The 15,081-nt window shown below is 63.1% G+C and carries 15 protein-coding genes; all 15 read right to left on the bottom strand.

What is annotated here, in order from left to right:
- Window positions 1–24: 24 nt before the first annotated feature.
- Complete coding sequence (gene visR / locus HV823_RS06805; RefSeq protein WP_246300950.1) at window positions 25–765, bottom strand: transcriptional regulator VisR; 741 nt, start codon at window positions 763–765, stop codon at window positions 25–27.
- Between the two features lie 14 nt (window positions 766–779).
- The gene (gene visN / locus HV823_RS06800; RefSeq protein WP_176948969.1) at window positions 780–1,520 is read right to left on the bottom strand and encodes a transcriptional regulator VisN; all 741 of its coding nucleotides are present in this window, start codon (window positions 1,518–1,520) and stop codon (window positions 780–782) included.
- 638 nt (window positions 1,521–2,158) lie between these two features.
- Window positions 2,159–3,847, bottom strand: coding sequence for a flagellar basal-body MS-ring/collar protein FliF (fliF, locus tag HV823_RS06795; protein ID WP_176948968.1), 1,689 nt, complete (start codon window positions 3,845–3,847; stop codon window positions 2,159–2,161).
- 348 nt (window positions 3,848–4,195) lie between these two features.
- The gene (gene cheT / locus HV823_RS06790; RefSeq protein ID WP_176948967.1) at window positions 4,196–4,588 is read right to left on the bottom strand and encodes a chemotaxis protein CheT; all 393 of its coding nucleotides are present in this window, start codon (window positions 4,586–4,588) and stop codon (window positions 4,196–4,198) included.
- A gap of 89 nt (window positions 4,589–4,677) precedes the next feature.
- The gene (gene cheD, locus HV823_RS06785) at window positions 4,678–5,232 is read right to left on the bottom strand and encodes a chemoreceptor glutamine deamidase CheD (RefSeq protein WP_176948966.1); all 555 of its coding nucleotides are present in this window, start codon (window positions 5,230–5,232) and stop codon (window positions 4,678–4,680) included.
- Window positions 5,229–5,618: a response regulator gene (locus HV823_RS06780; protein WP_097141921.1), complete on the bottom strand. Its 390-nt coding sequence runs from the start codon at window positions 5,616–5,618 to the stop codon at window positions 5,229–5,231. The genes cheD and HV823_RS06780 overlap by 4 nt, the downstream gene beginning before the upstream one ends.
- Window positions 5,618–6,676 (bottom strand): protein-glutamate O-methylesterase CheB, encoded by a 1,059-nt coding sequence (gene cheB, locus HV823_RS06775; protein WP_176948965.1) that lies wholly within the window; start codon window positions 6,674–6,676, stop codon window positions 5,618–5,620. The genes HV823_RS06780 and cheB overlap by 1 nt, the downstream gene beginning before the upstream one ends.
- Window positions 6,673–7,575: a protein-glutamate O-methyltransferase gene (locus HV823_RS06770; protein WP_176948964.1), complete on the bottom strand. Its 903-nt coding sequence runs from the start codon at window positions 7,573–7,575 to the stop codon at window positions 6,673–6,675. The genes cheB and HV823_RS06770 overlap by 4 nt, the downstream gene beginning before the upstream one ends.
- Window positions 7,572–8,036 (bottom strand): chemotaxis protein CheW, encoded by a 465-nt coding sequence (locus HV823_RS06765; protein WP_176948963.1) that lies wholly within the window; start codon window positions 8,034–8,036, stop codon window positions 7,572–7,574. The genes HV823_RS06770 and HV823_RS06765 overlap by 4 nt, the downstream gene beginning before the upstream one ends.
- Window positions 8,037–8,040: 4 nt before the next feature.
- Entirely contained in the window at window positions 8,041–10,341 is a 2,301-nt protein-coding gene (locus HV823_RS06760) for a chemotaxis protein CheA (RefSeq protein ID WP_176948962.1), read from the bottom strand.
- Window positions 10,342–10,357: 16 nt separating this feature from the next.
- Window positions 10,358–10,723: a chemotaxis response regulator CheY1 gene (gene cheY1 / locus HV823_RS06755; protein WP_097141916.1), complete on the bottom strand. Its 366-nt coding sequence runs from the start codon at window positions 10,721–10,723 to the stop codon at window positions 10,358–10,360.
- Window positions 10,720–11,019 carry an STAS domain-containing protein gene (locus HV823_RS06750; RefSeq protein WP_176948961.1) on the bottom strand — a complete coding sequence of 100 codons (300 nt, stop codon included), beginning with the start codon at window positions 11,017–11,019 and terminating at the stop codon, window positions 10,720–10,722. Before HV823_RS06750 ends, cheY1 begins: the two co-directional genes overlap by 4 nt.
- Window positions 11,020–11,150: 131 nt before the next feature.
- A complete protein-coding gene (locus HV823_RS06745) occupies window positions 11,151–12,731 on the bottom strand; it encodes a globin-coupled sensor protein (RefSeq protein ID WP_210270715.1) in 1,581 nt (526 codons plus the stop codon).
- A gap of 653 nt (window positions 12,732–13,384) precedes the next feature.
- Entirely contained in the window at window positions 13,385–14,749 is a 1,365-nt protein-coding gene (locus HV823_RS06735; protein ID WP_176948960.1) for an FGGY-family carbohydrate kinase, read from the bottom strand.
- A gap of 11 nt (window positions 14,750–14,760) precedes the next feature.
- Window positions 14,761–15,075 (bottom strand): L-rhamnose mutarotase, encoded by a 315-nt coding sequence (rhaM, locus tag HV823_RS06730; RefSeq protein ID WP_176948959.1) that lies wholly within the window; start codon window positions 15,073–15,075, stop codon window positions 14,761–14,763.
- Between the last annotated feature and the right edge of the window lie 6 nt (window positions 15,076–15,081).

Genomic DNA, 15,081 nt, shown 5'->3' with positions numbered 1-15,081 from the left:
GCAGATCGGGCGCCTGATGGCGCTTCAGCGGATGTAACCCAGGCGGATCGCCTTGGCGATCGCCTGGATCCGGTTGACGGCGTCCAGCTTGGTCGTTGCGGTGCCGAGATAGGCATTCACGGTGTGTACCGACAGGCCGAGCTTGTCGGCGATCGCCTCGCTGATGCAGCCGTCGCCGGCCATTTGCAGGCAGGCGATTTCGCGCTCGTTCAGCGCTTCGGCCGGCTGTATCCGCTTCTCGTCCGCCGCCAGCAGATCAAGCATGAGCTGGCCGGCGCGCATATGCATGTCCAGGACGGTATCACTTGCGACCTCGAGGTGCTCGGCCATGAAGACGACGTAGCCGTTGCCGTTCGAGCCGAGGCGAACCGGGAAAGCCAGTCCGGAGGTGGCCAGGCAACGAACGGGCAGGCACTTCATGAAGGAGAGCAGGTTTGGCGATTGCACGGCGCAGCCCGCGTCCCGCCCCTCCCAGAAGACCGGCAACATCGAGGTATCGAGATGGGCGATCAGGGCCTCGCCATAGGCCTCCACGATCAGCCGCGCTTCGGTGCCGGCATTGGCGGCCCAGCTGCTATAGGTGCAGCTCAACCGACGGGCGGATGGCACTCCCTGGCCGATCAGACGCAGCACCGCGAAATGCTTGGCGCCGATCACCTTCTGCATATGCTGCAGGGTGCCCACGACATCGGTGCAGCGCTTCGTCCGCGAGATCTTGGATATCCGTATTTCCGGCGACTGCGGCGTTTGCTGGGAGAACTCCAATTGCGTTTTCTCCCTCAGACCAGGTTGTTTCGCACCGCCCAGGCGATGGCTTCGGAACGCGTTTTCGTCGCGGTCTTGCGCATCACGCTGGTGATGTAGTTGTTGATGGTGTTGCGGGAGATGCCGAGAATGACGGCGATCTCGTCGCTCGTCTTGCCCTCGGCGATCCAATAAAGGCACTCGATCTCCCGATCGGTCAACTCGGAATCGCGGTCCTGGCGCGCGGACGGCTTGCAGCACAGGCTCGCCAGATAGCCGGTCAGGAGCCCCACGTCGCGCAGGCTCGTCTGCGAAAGGATGAAGTGTTCCGGAAACAGCAGCAGCAGCGTCATTCGAACGCGGCCTACGTTCACGGTGATCGCGCAGTATTCTCGGCTGATGCCGGCGGGGACCGCGATGTCGTCGGCAAGCTGCACGAAGGCCGGTTGCATCAGGCTGCTGCAGCGATCGATCTCGCTCATCCTTGAACTGACGTTACCGATCGCCGCCGCCATATTGCGGACCATGTCGAAGGGCCAGTCAGAGGCGACCACAAAATCGATATCGGTATCGAAAGTCCTGTCGTGCCTGACGAGGAGATAGTGGCTGGCGCTGACGTAACGGGTCAGTGCCCGCAAGCCCGCCGGGAGGCTCGCTCGGTCCGCGCAGCGGCCGAGCTGCTGAAGCAGAAGGTCGCGCGCACTCTTTCGTTCACCGGCCACCGCAGAGAATCCATAGGATTCCCGGAGCGTAACATCCGCCCTGATCGTTTCCATAATAGCCCCCGTTGCCGAATTCGACTGGCGCCTCTCGCTTCCCCTCGCAACAGGCACCGGATAATCGGTAGCGTGTGCGATCAAGCCGCATGGGCGAGATTCACCAAACGAATCAGTCACTAAAGTGTACAGGGCACCGAATCAAAAGCCACAGGCCTCACCTGGGGATTTACTTCCACTCGATTTCATGAATCGATTCGCGCGACTTGCCGAACAGCAACCTATGCGACAACGGACGTGATGTTAAACTTTTGTTAATAATAACATTTTCAGTGTTTGTCCGCATGCGCGGCAATTTCTTGCAGACAGATGTGTACACAGCGCCGCGAAATTCCGTCGATGTCGTGCGGATCACTCGCCATCACATTTTTTTGTCAGTTGCAATTTTAGGGCAAGATTTATGCCTGACGTTACGAGAGTACGACGGGCGATTGAAGAAAACCGTCGCTTTTGAGTCACACCCATTCTTCAAAACGCGACGCGATCTTCTACGCCGGGAGCAGCTGACGGCAGTGCGGAGCGAACAACCATCGGTCGGTGAGACTTCGGGGAAGCAATCGGCATGGGTCGTGGACGGATCCTGCCAAACAAAAATCCCGCCTTTCGGCGGGATTTCACTGATTGCGTAGTGACGGGGATCAGGCTGCGGCCTGGTTTTCCGCCCATTTGCGCAGGATCTTCGCAGCGCGTTCTTCGCTGATCTCGACCATGCGGGCCAGACGCCGCTCCGGCCCTTCCTTGACGCGGCGGTTGAAGACGCTGTCGCTGTCATCGCCGGCGCTGAGCAGGTCGTCGGTACTGTCGAAGCCGAAGTCGGAGCCGAAGCCGTCCATCAATGCGCCACCGCCGGCACCAACGCCGACCGCAGGCGAGAAGTCGGGCAGTTCGAGACCACCTGCGCCAGCTTCCAGGGCATTGTCGTTGGCAGCGCCGGTGACGGAGCGGACGACCGGACGGAAGCCGAACCAGACCACCAGGAAGGCGACGGCGACGAAGGCCAGCGCATTGATGATCGTGGAGAGGTTGCGTGCCAACGTCTCCATCACGCCCGGCCCCGGCACGGCTTCGTCGAGCAACTGGTTGTCGAGGAAGTTCATTGCCGTCAGCGTGACAACGTCGCCCCGATCGGAATTGAGGCCCGCAGCGGAAGTGACGATCTTCTGCATCTCCGCGAGATAGGCATCGATCTTGGCCTGATCGGCACCTTCGCCGACGAGTGCGGCAACCCGGCCCTGATTGACCACGACGGCCACCGACAGACGTTCGACCTGGTAGCTGTTGCGGATGGTAGCTACCGTCTTGCTGTTGATTTCGTAGTTGGTCTGCTCTTCCTTCTTATCAGCCTGATCGCTCGACTGCGGACCGACGCCCGGATCCGGGCCGCCCTGCGGAATGTTCTGTTCGACCGTAGCGGGACGCTGCAACTGGCTCTGGTTGGACTGCTGCGATTCCCGCGTGACGCGGACGGAGCGCTCGACGCGGGATTCCGGATCGTAGACGGTCTCCTGTGTCTGCTGAGAATCAGTGTTCAGGGCCGCCATGACGCTGGCGCGGAAGTTGTCCATGCCGAGGAATGGCGCCAGCGCCTTTTCGATGTTGCGCTCCACGTCTTCCTGGACCGACTGCACGATGTTCAGCGAGCGGTTAAGGGAGTTGTTTTCGGAATCGTCGCCGGAGGCCAGCAGTTGGCCAGCGGAATCGAGGATCGTCACATGCTCCGCTTCCAGCCCGGGAACCGAGGCGGCGACGAGATGGCGAATGGAGGCTGCGGCCTTGCGGCCGGCGGTGCCGCTGGCGCGGATCATGACCGAAGCCGTCGGCGGCTGTTCGGCGCGGCGGAAATTCCCGCGATCCGGCATGACGATATGGACGCGAGCGGCGGCGATGCCGCTGATCTGCTGGATGGTCCGTGCGATCTCGCCTTCGAGGGCGCGTACCCGCGTCACCTCCTGCATGAACGACGTCAGGCCCAGCGAGCCGACATTGTCGAAGAGTTCGTAGCCGGAGTTGGAGCTGCTGGGCAGGCCGCGCTCTGCCAAAAGCAGACGGGCCTTGCCGGTCTGCCCGACAGGCACCTGCAGGCTGGCACCATCGGTTCCGGTCTGGAAATCGACACTGGCCTCGGCCAGTGCGATGCTGATCTGGTGCATGTCAGAGCTTTCGAGCCCGACGTACAGGGTTTCATAGGCGGGCTTGTTGACGAAAATGGCGGCGGCAAGCACCAGGCCGAGCGTGACGACCCCCGCCCCTGCCATGAGCGCCAGCTTCGCCTGCCCGAGCGAAGCCAGATTCTTGCCTATACTCTTTAGTTGATCCAACAGATTCATTCTGTTCCCGCACGAACTTTCCCGGATCACCATTTGGCCAAGAAATGGCAGACCCGCTCAGTTTACATTGCCCAACCCTGGTAAGGCGCCGCAGCCAACGGCCCATCAGCCCCAAGAATTACGCAGATCTAGATGATCCGTTCGGGAAACTAGTCGGTGAAACTTGCGCGAGCGTTTCGCGGGAACAAGGCGCGACGGGACGGCCAGTATCCGGCCCGTCCAGGCTCACAATCTGCTATTTTCTCGACGATTCAAGTGTTTACCAAAATGTGGCGGATCGCCCGGCACTTTCGGGCAAAGCCCGCCGACCCTGCCGCAGCGGGTCGGCTCGACAAGCGACAGCTCGAATCAGAAAGCTTCGAAGTCCCCGGCAGCCTTGTTGATCGGCTGCGAATGTTCCGCGCGCAGGAACGGGCTCGCAAGCGCCTTCTGCATATCGGTGAGCTTGACCAGGTTGAGTGCGGTGGTCACGTCGACCGCCCAGCCCTCCGGCATGTCCGCCGTGACGTGTCCCAGGAACTCTGCAAGTCCCCTGGCCTTCTGGACCGCCAGATCGATCCCCTGCAGGACCATCATCCGCTCGGCGGTGTTCTGACCCGCCTCGGGATGCAGGTCGGCAAGCTGCGGTTCAATGCGCTCGATCAGATAGGCGACGTCGTGCAGTTCGGATACGACGCGCATGAGGACGGCGGGAAGGGCTTCTTCCATGACGGGCGTATTATAGAGATGATCGGACTTCATGGCTTCCCCACTTCCACCGCAGCACGGCCCATCTTCGGACCCGTGCCTGCGGGCACACCCATTGCCAGTATTCGACGCCGCTTGCGGCATCAAAAGAATTCGATCGAGCTTTCAACCGGCTTCGGCGCGATGACCGGTCGCTGTTCCTGAGCCACGGTACGCTGCGCCTCTGCACCGGTCAGAGCATGCTGGCGGGCGCGGCCGCTGGACGGCCAGTACTCGAGCTTGCGTCCATGCTCGCCGCCTGTGCTTTCGCCGACGATCCTGATGCCTTCGTCCATCAGGAACCGGCGCGCAAAGAGGGCGTTCTGTTCCCCGACGTTCGAAAAGCGGGCGATCGTCTTCGCTCCGCCAAAGATCTTCGCCTCTAGCCGGTCGCGCCGCGCCCCCTGCTTCAGCAGGCCGTTGATCAGCAGTTCCATCAGATGCACGCCATAGCGCGTGGCATCCCCGCCCGCAGCCATCGCCTCAACCGAGCCCGGAAGCAGGAAATGGTTCATGCCGCCAACACCCACGACAGGGTCGCGCATGCAGGCTGCCACGCAGGACCCCAGGATCGTCGTCAGCACGACGTCGGGATCGGACACCACCTTGTACTCGCCCTGGATCACATGAACCCGGCGGGCAGCAACATCTGTTGTCATTTCAGGGACCCGAATACGGCTTCGATAGCAGCCTTCATCTTGTCGATGGTGAACGGCTTGGCGAGCACGTTGTTGGCACCGAGGGCTGCCGCCTTCTGCACGAGCGCGCGGTCGCCCTGCGCCGTCAGAATGATGAAGGCCGCCTTCTTGGTCGCCGGATTGGCGCGCACGTGCTGGAGGAAGACCAGCCCGTCCATCTTCGGCATGTTGAAGTCCGAAATGACCAGGTGATGGGGCTGCTGGGTCATGATCTTCATGCCCTGTTCGCCGTCACCTGCCGCAGTAATCTGCTTGAAGCCGAGCTGTTGCAGCGCGTCCCCGAGCAGCAGACGACTGGTGACCTGATCGTCGACGATTAGAACCTTAATTTTCTCAGCGATAGACATTATTCGCTCCCTTCTCTACGGGCGGCAGTGAGCTTCAAGATTTCCTCCCCAATGGACGCCAGCGGGAGCTGGTGCTCCACCGCGCCCAATTCATGCGCCACCCGCGGCATCCCATAGACCACGCAAGTCTTTTCGTTTTGTCCTATGGTGCGGGCACCGGCATGGCGCATCTTCAATAGCCCGGCCGCGCCGTCGCGTCCCATCCCCGTGAGGATGACACCGACGGCATTGCGGCCGGCAAGTTCGGCAACCGAATCAAACAGGACATCGACCGAAGGGCGATGGCCGTTGACCGGGTCTCGATCCAGAAGCCGGCAGCAGGGCGCCGCGACGTTGGCGACCTGCAGATGCCGCTCGCCGCCGGGGGCGAGATAGATCTTGCCGATTTCCAAACGCGCGCCGTCCGTCGCCTCCTCCACCCGCGGCGCGCAGAGGCGGTTCAGGCGCTCGGCGAAGCTCTTGGTGAAGGTGGGCGGCATGTGCTGGGTAATGACGGTCGGCGGGCAGTTGACCGGAAATTTCTGCAGGACCGCGATCAAGGCCTCGACGCCGCCCGTCGAAGCGCCAATCGCCACGATCTTGCGGCCGGAACGGTAGGCACTTGCAGCATTGCCGTTTGCAGCGGCCTGCGAAGCCGCGGCCGGTTCCGACGGCACCGAGCGCCGCTGGGAACGCGCAGCCGCCTTGACCTTCTCGGCGAGGTCGCCGAACGGTCGCGCGTCACCGGGTTGCGGCTTGCCGACGCAATCGAAGGCGCCAATTTCGAGCGCTGCCAGCGTCGCGTCCGCGCCGCGATGCGTCAGGCTCGAAACCATGATGACCGGCATCGGGCGAAGCCGCATGATCTTGTCCAGAAACTCCAGACCGTTCATGTTCGGCATCTCGATGTCGAGCGTGACGACATCGGGGTTCAATTGCTTGATGGCGTTGCGCGCTTCCATCGCGTCGCCCGCCTGGCCGATGACATCGACATCGGGATCGGCATTGAGGACGGCCGTAATCAGGCCGCGCATGGTGGGCGAATCGTCGACGACGAGAACGCGTGCGGGAGTGGTCATGCGCGCCTTCCCTTGCCGGTGTAGCGATAGGTGGTGATGCCGATGTTGTCGAACAGCCCCTTGGATTCGCCGGAAACGCGCTCGGAATGGCCGATATAGAGATGCCCGCCCTCGGCGAGCATGCCGGCAAAGCGCGTCCAGATCTTCATCTGCGTCGGCTCGTCGAAATAGATCACGACGTTGCGGCAGAAGATGATGTCAAAAGGCCCCTTGAACGGCCACTGCGCCATCAGGTTCAGCTCGTTGTAGGTGATCAGCTTCTTGACGCGGTCGTCGACCTGCCACTTCTGTCGACCGTCGACCGTCACCTCGCGGAAGTACTGTTTGCGCATCGCCGGATTGACCGTCTCGAGCGCAGCGGCGTCATAGGCGCCCGCGCGGGCAAGTGCGAGGATCTTCGGATCGATATCGGTCGCGAGGATGCGGAAGTCGTAGTCCGTCGCGTTCGGAAACTGCGAGAGCACCGTCAGCGCGATCGAATAGGGTTCCTGGCCGTCGGAGCATGCCGCCGACCAGATGCGGACGCGACCGCCGGCCTTGGCCCGCGCAATGAGATCCGGCAGCACCTCGTTTCTCAAATGATCGAAGTGATGGTTCTCGCGGAAGAAGCGGGTGAAGTTCGTCGTCAGGTGCGACAGCATTTCCCGGCGCGCCGCGGATCCCGCCGGCGAGGAAACCAGCGTACAGTATTCGCGGAAACCCTTCAGGCCGAGACTGCGGATGTGCTTGGACAGCCGCGAATAGACCAGCGAGGCCTTCGTCTCGTTCAGGTGGATGCCGGCATCGGCATAGATCATCGCGGCGATCTCGGAGAGGTCGCGGCGCGTCAGCGGATATTCTCCGGTCGCCAGGCATTCGTCCGGGTTCAGCCTGGCCTCGAAAGCGGGCATCGTCTTCATGCTGCTTCACTTTCGATCTGCGGGAACAATGCCTCGAGCTCTATCATGCAGATCATGCGTCCCTCGATGGCAAGGATGCCGCGGGCATAGTTCCTGGCCGCCTCGTTGGCGATGTCGGGCGTCGGCTGAACGTTTTCGTCGGTAATGGTGAGGATATCGGAGACCGCATCCACCAGCAGGCCCACGACCTTCTGGCCGACCTGCGCCACGATGATGACGTGGCGAACGGTTGGCTCTGCCGCCTTCAAGCCGAGACGAAGAGACAGGTCGATGATCGGCAGCACAGCGCCGCGCAGGTTTATCACGCCCAGCACATATTGCGGCGCGTGCGGCATCGGCGTTGCGGGGGTCCATCCACGGATCTCCCGCACCGACATGATGTTCACACAGAACTCCTGATCGCCGATGCGGAAAGCGATGAGCTCCCGACCTTCCGACAGTGTCTTGGCTGCGTACGTCATCTGATCAACCGGTCGCTGCGAGGGACATTTCTTGTTTCAGGGGCTGGCCGCGAGAAGCTGCGACGACCGCGTCCACGTCGAGGATGAGCGCAACGCGGCCATCGCCAAGGATGGTGGCGGCGGCGATGCCGGGCACATGGGTATAGTTCGCCTCGAGGCTCTTGATGACGACCTGGCGCTGGCCCTGGATCGCATCGACCATGAGCGCACGCTGCCCGCCGCCTTCCGATTCCACCAGCAGGGCGACACCTTCGACCGGATTTGCCTGCGTGCCGCGGAAATTCAGGATCCGGCCCACGTCCACCAGCGGGCAGAACGAGTTGCGGATGGAGATCAGCCGCTGGCTGGCGCCGAAGGAATGGATGGCGGAAGCCTCCGGCTGCAGCGTCTCGACGATCGCCGTCAGCGGCACGACGAGCGTCTGACCGGCAACCGTGACGACCATGCCGTCGAGGACGGCCAGCGTCAGTGGCAGGCTCATGGTGAAAACGGAGCCCTGGCCCGGCTTCGACGAGATGGTGATGCGGCCGCCGAGCGCCTGGATCGAGCGCTTGACCACATCCATGCCGACGCCGCGGCCGGAAATGTCGGAGATCTTGTCGGCGGTGGAGAAACCGGCGTGGAAGATCAGGTTATCGATTTCCTCGTCGGAGAGGTTGGCGTCCGCGGCGATCAGGTCGTTGTCGATCGCCTTCTGACGGACCTTCTCGCGGTTGATGCCGCCGCCGTCGTCGGCAAGCTCGATCACGATGCGGCCGGAGCGATGCTTTGCCGTCAGTCGGACCGTGCCTTCCGGATTCTTGCCGGCCGCCTCGCGCTTCTCCGGCGATTCCAGGCCATGGTCGACGGCGTTGCGGATCATGTGGGTCAGCGGTTCGGCCAGCTTGTCGATGACCGTCTTGTCGACCTCGGTGTTTTCGCCCTCGGTGAGGAGGCGAACCGACTTTCCGGTCGCATCGGCGATTTCGCGCACGATCCGCGACATGCGCTGGAACACCGGCTTCACCGGCTGCGCGCGGATCGCCATGACCGAGTCCTGGATCTCGCGGGTCAGCTGCTGCAGCTCCTCCAGCCCCATGTTGATGGAGGAGACGCCGTTGTTGTCGTTTTCGATCACGCTCTGGGAGAGCATCGCCTGGTTGATGACGAGCTCGCCGACGAGGTTGATCAGGCGGTCTACACGGTCGAGATCGACGCGGATGGTCGGCGCGGCGGCCGTGGAAGCGGCTGCATTGGCCGCAGCCTGGCTTGCTGCCGGCGAGGCGGCGAGGGCCGCGCGCGCTTCCGCCTTCGGCGCCTCGGCCAATTTGACGACATTGCTCGCGACCTCGACGGCCGCAGCGGGCGCAACCGGCTGCTCAAACACGGGCGGCTCGTCTTCGGCGGGAACGTCGGAGGCATCGTCGAGGATGGAAAGGTCGAACGGCACCGGCTGCATCGGCTGCTCGTCGTCTCCGGCAACGGCTTCCGGCTCGTCCTCGATCGTGCGCACTTCGAGATCGCAGTCCCACTCGGCAAATTCGAAGACGGTCCGCACGCCGTCCTCGCCCTTGTCGGTCGCGATAGAGATCTTCCAGGAGAAATAGGCCTCTTCCGGGTTCATGTCCTGGAGAAGGGGCAACTTGTCCATGTCGCAGCGGATGCTCATCTCGCCAAGGCGGGAGAGATCACGCAGCAGAAGCGTCGCCTCATTGCCTTTCGCATAGAGGTCGCGCTTGGGTACGAACAGCACCTCGCAGGTCGGCACGTAAGGCGCGACAGGCTGTTCCTCGCCGTCGAAATCATCGAAGGAGAAGGGGATCGGCTGGAAACCATCCTCGCTCGTGGCTGCAGTTGCCGGGGTGGGTGCCGCCGGGGCGGGGGCCGACGCCTTCGGAGCCGGGGCAGCCTTGGCCGCGGGTGGCTCGCTGGCTGCCGGCATCTCGCCGTTGGCGAGCGCTTCCAGTTCGCGGATCAGCTGCCTGCTGCGCGCCTCGTCGACGCCGCCGCCGTCGCGCGCGGCATTGGTCAGGTCGGCCAGCACGTCGGCCGACTTGAGCATCACCTTCAGGACGTCCTGGTTCGGCTCGAGCTTGTTGGAACGAACGCAATCAAGCGTGGTCTCGAAAACGTGGGCGAACGATACCAGATCGTCGAGGCCGAAGGCACCGGCCCCGCCCTTGATCGAGTGCACCGCACGGAAAACCGCATTGACGGTTTCCGGGTCGCGATCGCCATCATTCATCTTCAAGAGACCGGATTCCAGTTCTGCGAGTTGCTCCTCGCATTCCTGGAAGAAAATCTCCTTGATTTCGTTCATGTCCATCGGGAAGAACCTCGATTTAAGCGGTCACGCGCTCGATTGCATCGATCAGTTTGGTGGGGTCGAACGGCTTGACGATCCAGCCGGTGGCGCCGGCCTGGCGCGCGCGGTTCTTCTTCTCCGCATCGCTTTCGGTCGTCAGCACGAGGATCGGGATCGCACGGTACTTCTCGTTGCGACGTACCCCTTCGATGAAGCCGAAGCCGTCGAGGCGCGGCATGTTGATGTCGGTGACGATGACGTCCGGATTGGAATGCTCCAGGACCTCGAGACCCTCGATGCCGTCCTCAGCCTGGATCGTCTCGAACCCGGCATTGTTCAACGTCACCAGAAGCATGTTCCGGATCGTCCGTGAATCATCCACGGTAAGCACCTTCTTCTTCATTGCTGAGTCTCCTTGGCCAGCAGGTGTTCAATATCGACGCCGATGAGCTGCATCGTCTTCAAAAAGGGCTCGGACGCCTTGGCAAACGTATAGTTGCGCTTGTCGGCCTCCCAGGTCTTGGCCCCGGCCATGAGGACCTGGGCACAGAGCGTGCCGACGCGCTCGACGGCCGAGGCGTCGATGGTCAGGTCGCTGCCCTTGAGCGCCATCAGCTTGTCGCGAAGAGCGGTCGCCTCGTTGAGATCCAGCACGGGTGCCAGGCTCAGGCTTTTCTGCGCGGCCTTCCTGCTCGCCATCACTGCGCTCCTTGTTTGTTTCTGTCAGCGTTGAGGGAATGGTTCATCGAAACATGTGCCGACCAGCCGACGATCTCGCGTCTGCTGCGGCGGCTGGAAAAATGGTGTCGCGGGCGATCGTGGCGCATGCCTCATCCCCCATAGCCGATGGCGCGGGCGGGCGCCGGAACGGCCATCCGCGAAAGCTCCTGGACGCCCCGCGCCGGGCGCGCGGAAGCGTCGCCTGCCGGAGCCGGCTGGCGGACGTGAAACTTCCGGATCGTCCGGCCCAGTTCGAGGATCACCATCTGTAAATCCTCACCCGAGCGGCCAATGCTGCTCGCAAGCTCGCTGTCGGCGCCGGCCTGGGTGCCGAGCCTGCCGAGTTCGCCGGCGACCGCTTCGAGCCCGGCCATTTCCTCGCCGCTACGCCGCGCAATGCCGGCGATCGCGTCGTTTATTCCGGTGACCTGCTGAACGATGCCGCCGATCGCATCCTGCGTGCGGTTGACGCGGTCCACGCCGGCCTCGACCTGCGCCTTGGTGCCGGTGACGAGTTGCTTGATCTCGCGGGCGGCATCTGCCGATCGCTGCGCCAGTGCACGGACTTCCTGGGCTACGACGGCAAAGCCGCGGCCGCTGTCGCCGGCACGTGCGGCTTCGATGCCCGCGTTCAGCGCCAGGAGATTGGTCTGGAAGGCGATCTCGTCGATCACGCCAATGATCTGGCCGATCTTTTCGGCCGAGGCCTCGATATCGGCCATGGCCGACATCGCTTCGCCGACGATGCGGCCGCTCTGCTCGGCCGAGCTGCGGGTCGATTGCGCCGCGTCCTCCGCCTTGCGCGTCTCGCCAAGATTGGCCTTGAGCCTGCCGGTAATGTCGCCCAGCGTCGAGGCCGTGCCTGCAAGGCTCGCGGATTGTGCGGCTGACCGCTCGGCAAGCTGGTTTGCCTGCGCGGAGAGGGCCTGCGACATCGCGTCGGATGCGTCGCCGCGTTCGGCGGCGGCGGCAAGATGTTGCCCGATGTCTTCAAGCGCGCCGTCGAGCGAACCGGCCAGCTCGCGCCAGCTATCAGGCATCTGCTCGCCGGTCTTGTGGGTGAAATCGAGATTGGCCAGGCTGCGGATGACCTCGCCGAAGGCGGTATCGAGCGCGCCGTGATCGGCCTGGCGCTGTTCGCCCATGGCGCGATGATGGCTGTGGCGCAGCTCGTTGAAACGCAGCGACACGCCGATCTCGGCATCGACCATGGCGACGCGCACGAAGGCGGTGAGGATATCGGAAAGCTCCTTGCGCCGCGGATTGCGCGCGCCGGAAAGCAGTGACTTCGGCCAGTATTCCTCGATGAGGCCGTCGATGACGTGTTCGAGGACGACCGTCTGGCCGGACAGGCGCCAGCGCGGATCGAGGCCCATCTGGCTCTCTGCGTCCGCCAGGACCTTGACGCGCTCGGCATAGAGGCCGTCGAAGCGCGCATCGGTCAGCACGCTCCAGTGCGAGGCGTGAAGGTCATGAAGACGGTCGATCGCGCGCTCGCTCTGGAAGAGGCGCGCAGCGTCCGGATAGGACTGGAAGCGGTGAAAGAGGTCGCGGAGCGCAGTTTCGACGTGCCGCTCCAGCGTCTGGCGGTGATGGCGCAGCACCTCGCCGTGGGACGGTTCGAGGCCAGCGAATCTCAAACGGTCGCGAAGGCTGGCCGCCTGCCCCGTCTGAGTTTGTTCTGCTGGCACTTCCTGCACTTTCCAGTCTCCACGCACGATGCATTTTCCCGGCCAATTGCTGGCCAAGCCGGTGAACAGCCGATGGGAGGATTGCGCGCCCGTTACCTGCAGCCAGCAGGCAAAGTCGCGTAGGCCGGCAGCGACAAGGCAGCCAGGCGCCCATCCACGGGCAGATTCGGTGAAGCTTGATACCGGGTCGAAACCGGTACGGGCGGTACGGCATCATGCCTGAGTGGGAAATGGTGCAAGTTCCCATTCCGACGCGTTGATCCATGTTTATGGTTAATTCCTTGCGTGAAAGTTAATGGCGCCTACCGGATCTGTACTTTGATGGGGCGCCCAGGCCCGGAACCGGAGGCCCCGCGCGGCGATCGGGCCTTGGCCGTTCTCCGGCATCCCTAAGATTCGCTAGGCCGGAAATCGCTATGGCCAATATTTCGCAAGGCAAAGGCAAGCTTCTTCTGCTAGAAGTGCTTTGCAGACAATGATGTCCCTGGAATCGAGCAATGATTGTTCTTTGGTTGAGTGCATTGATCTTGACTGTCGCCACGCTTGCAGCCGTCGCAACGCTCATCGGCATAGATGGCCGGCAGGCCGCAAAAATCCCCGTTATTTTCTGATCCGAACCTGTTCGCACCCCAGAAACAGGGAGACGCCGGCCTTCAGCCGTCGGCGAGGCTGCGCCATTTTCCGGCATAGGTAGCGGCCTTCGCGGGAAGTTCTATTTCCACCGGCCGCAACCGGGGCTTCGGTACCTCATCTGCAGCAAGACACGCGGCGCCGACGCTGGTCCCTGTCGCACTTTCCCCGACCAGCACATCGCGTCCCGTCGCGACCTTCAGCATGGAAAGATAGGGTTCGTTGCCTGCGAAGGGCCCTTCGACGATCGTCGGCCCGTCCGCGCCGATCAACGACAGGCAGGTCGCGGTCATCAGCGCCAGATGAAAGGCAATGACCGCTTGCACTTCCTCGGGCCGAAGCTCGGCGCGATCGACGGTCCAATGCGCCTGCCTGCCGGGATAGGGGCCTGAATCGGATGGTATCGAGGGCAGAAGCATCGCGTCTCGCGAAAGGACGGCAGCAAGCGCCTCCCCGGACACCGGCGCGTTGGTGCCGCCAAGCGAGGAAAAGGCCCGTCCGCCCATGAAGCGCGCTGACGGCACGGGATCGCCCAGCGCATTGACGTTGACCAGGGTATCGCGCCGCTCGTCCAGTTCGGCCGCTCTCGCGCCCATCGCCATGCAGACGACCCAGGTGCCGGTCGAGACCACCGCATAGGGCGACGGCGTCGTCAGCACGTAAGGAAGAAGCGACGCATTCGAATCGTGGATACCGCAATGGACCGGCGTATCGGGGCCAAGCCCCGTGGCCGACGCCACTTCCGGGCGGATCGGCCCGAGCACGTCGGATGCCTTGCGCAGGGGCGGCATCAGGGAGTTCCAGCCCTGTCCCGCAACCAGCGACGAGTATCGGCGCTCGCGCGGCTCCCACAGGTCGGCATGACAGCCGAGCGAGGTGACTTCGCCCGACAGCACGCCCGTGAGCCGGAAGCTCCAGTACTGGGCATACATCAGGATCGCGGCGGTCCGCCCGAAGGCTTCCGGAAACAGACGCGATTGCCAGTAAAGCTGCATGCCGGCGTTCAGGCCCATCGGCAGCTTCGGGGTCCCCGTCTCGAAAAATCGCGGGCGCAGCGCTTCGTACTCGGCCAGCAGTTCCTGCGGGCCACCGTGCTCATAGTCCAGCACCGGCAGGGCGAGGTCGCCATCGGCGTCGACCAGGGCTGCCGTCGCGCCATGCGTTGTGACCGAGATGCGATCGATCCTTCGCTCCGCATTCAGAGCCTTCAGGCTGTCGAGGATGAAGGCCCACAGCCGATCGGTGTCGAAATGCGGATAGGGGAACGCATCTACCACGCCGTTCGGCGTGGTACGCACCGCGATTTCGCGGAAGTTCGTTCCGTCGACAAGCGCGACCTTTGCGTTGGTCTTGCCGATATCGACGACGGCGATGGTTGATGCAGCCATGGTCGGCACGCTCATTCCATGTGGAAGACGGTTCGAAGCGGGACGGCGACCGGCTCGTTGTCCGGTTTCGTCTCCATGACGTCGGCCATGTGCGCCCACCAGCGCTTCATCACCGGATGGTCCGGCAGCCGCTCCATGGTGTGATCGTCGCGACGCCAGAGGACGCCGAACAGCAGGTTCGTCTCCTCGTCGAGATGGATCGAATAGTCCGAGACGCCTGCTTCCCTGAGCAAAGTCTCAAGCTCCGGCCAGATGGCGTCGTGCCGCGCCTTGTATTCCTCGGCCATGCCGGGGTTCAGGCGCATGCGGAAGGCAAATTTTTCCATCGGGAC

The sequence above is a fragment of the Mycoplana rhizolycopersici genome, from assembly GCF_013378445.1.
Classification (GTDB): Bacteria; Pseudomonadota; Alphaproteobacteria; order Rhizobiales; family Rhizobiaceae; genus Mycoplana; species Mycoplana rhizolycopersici.
This window is presented reverse-complemented; position numbering and strand designations above follow the sequence as displayed.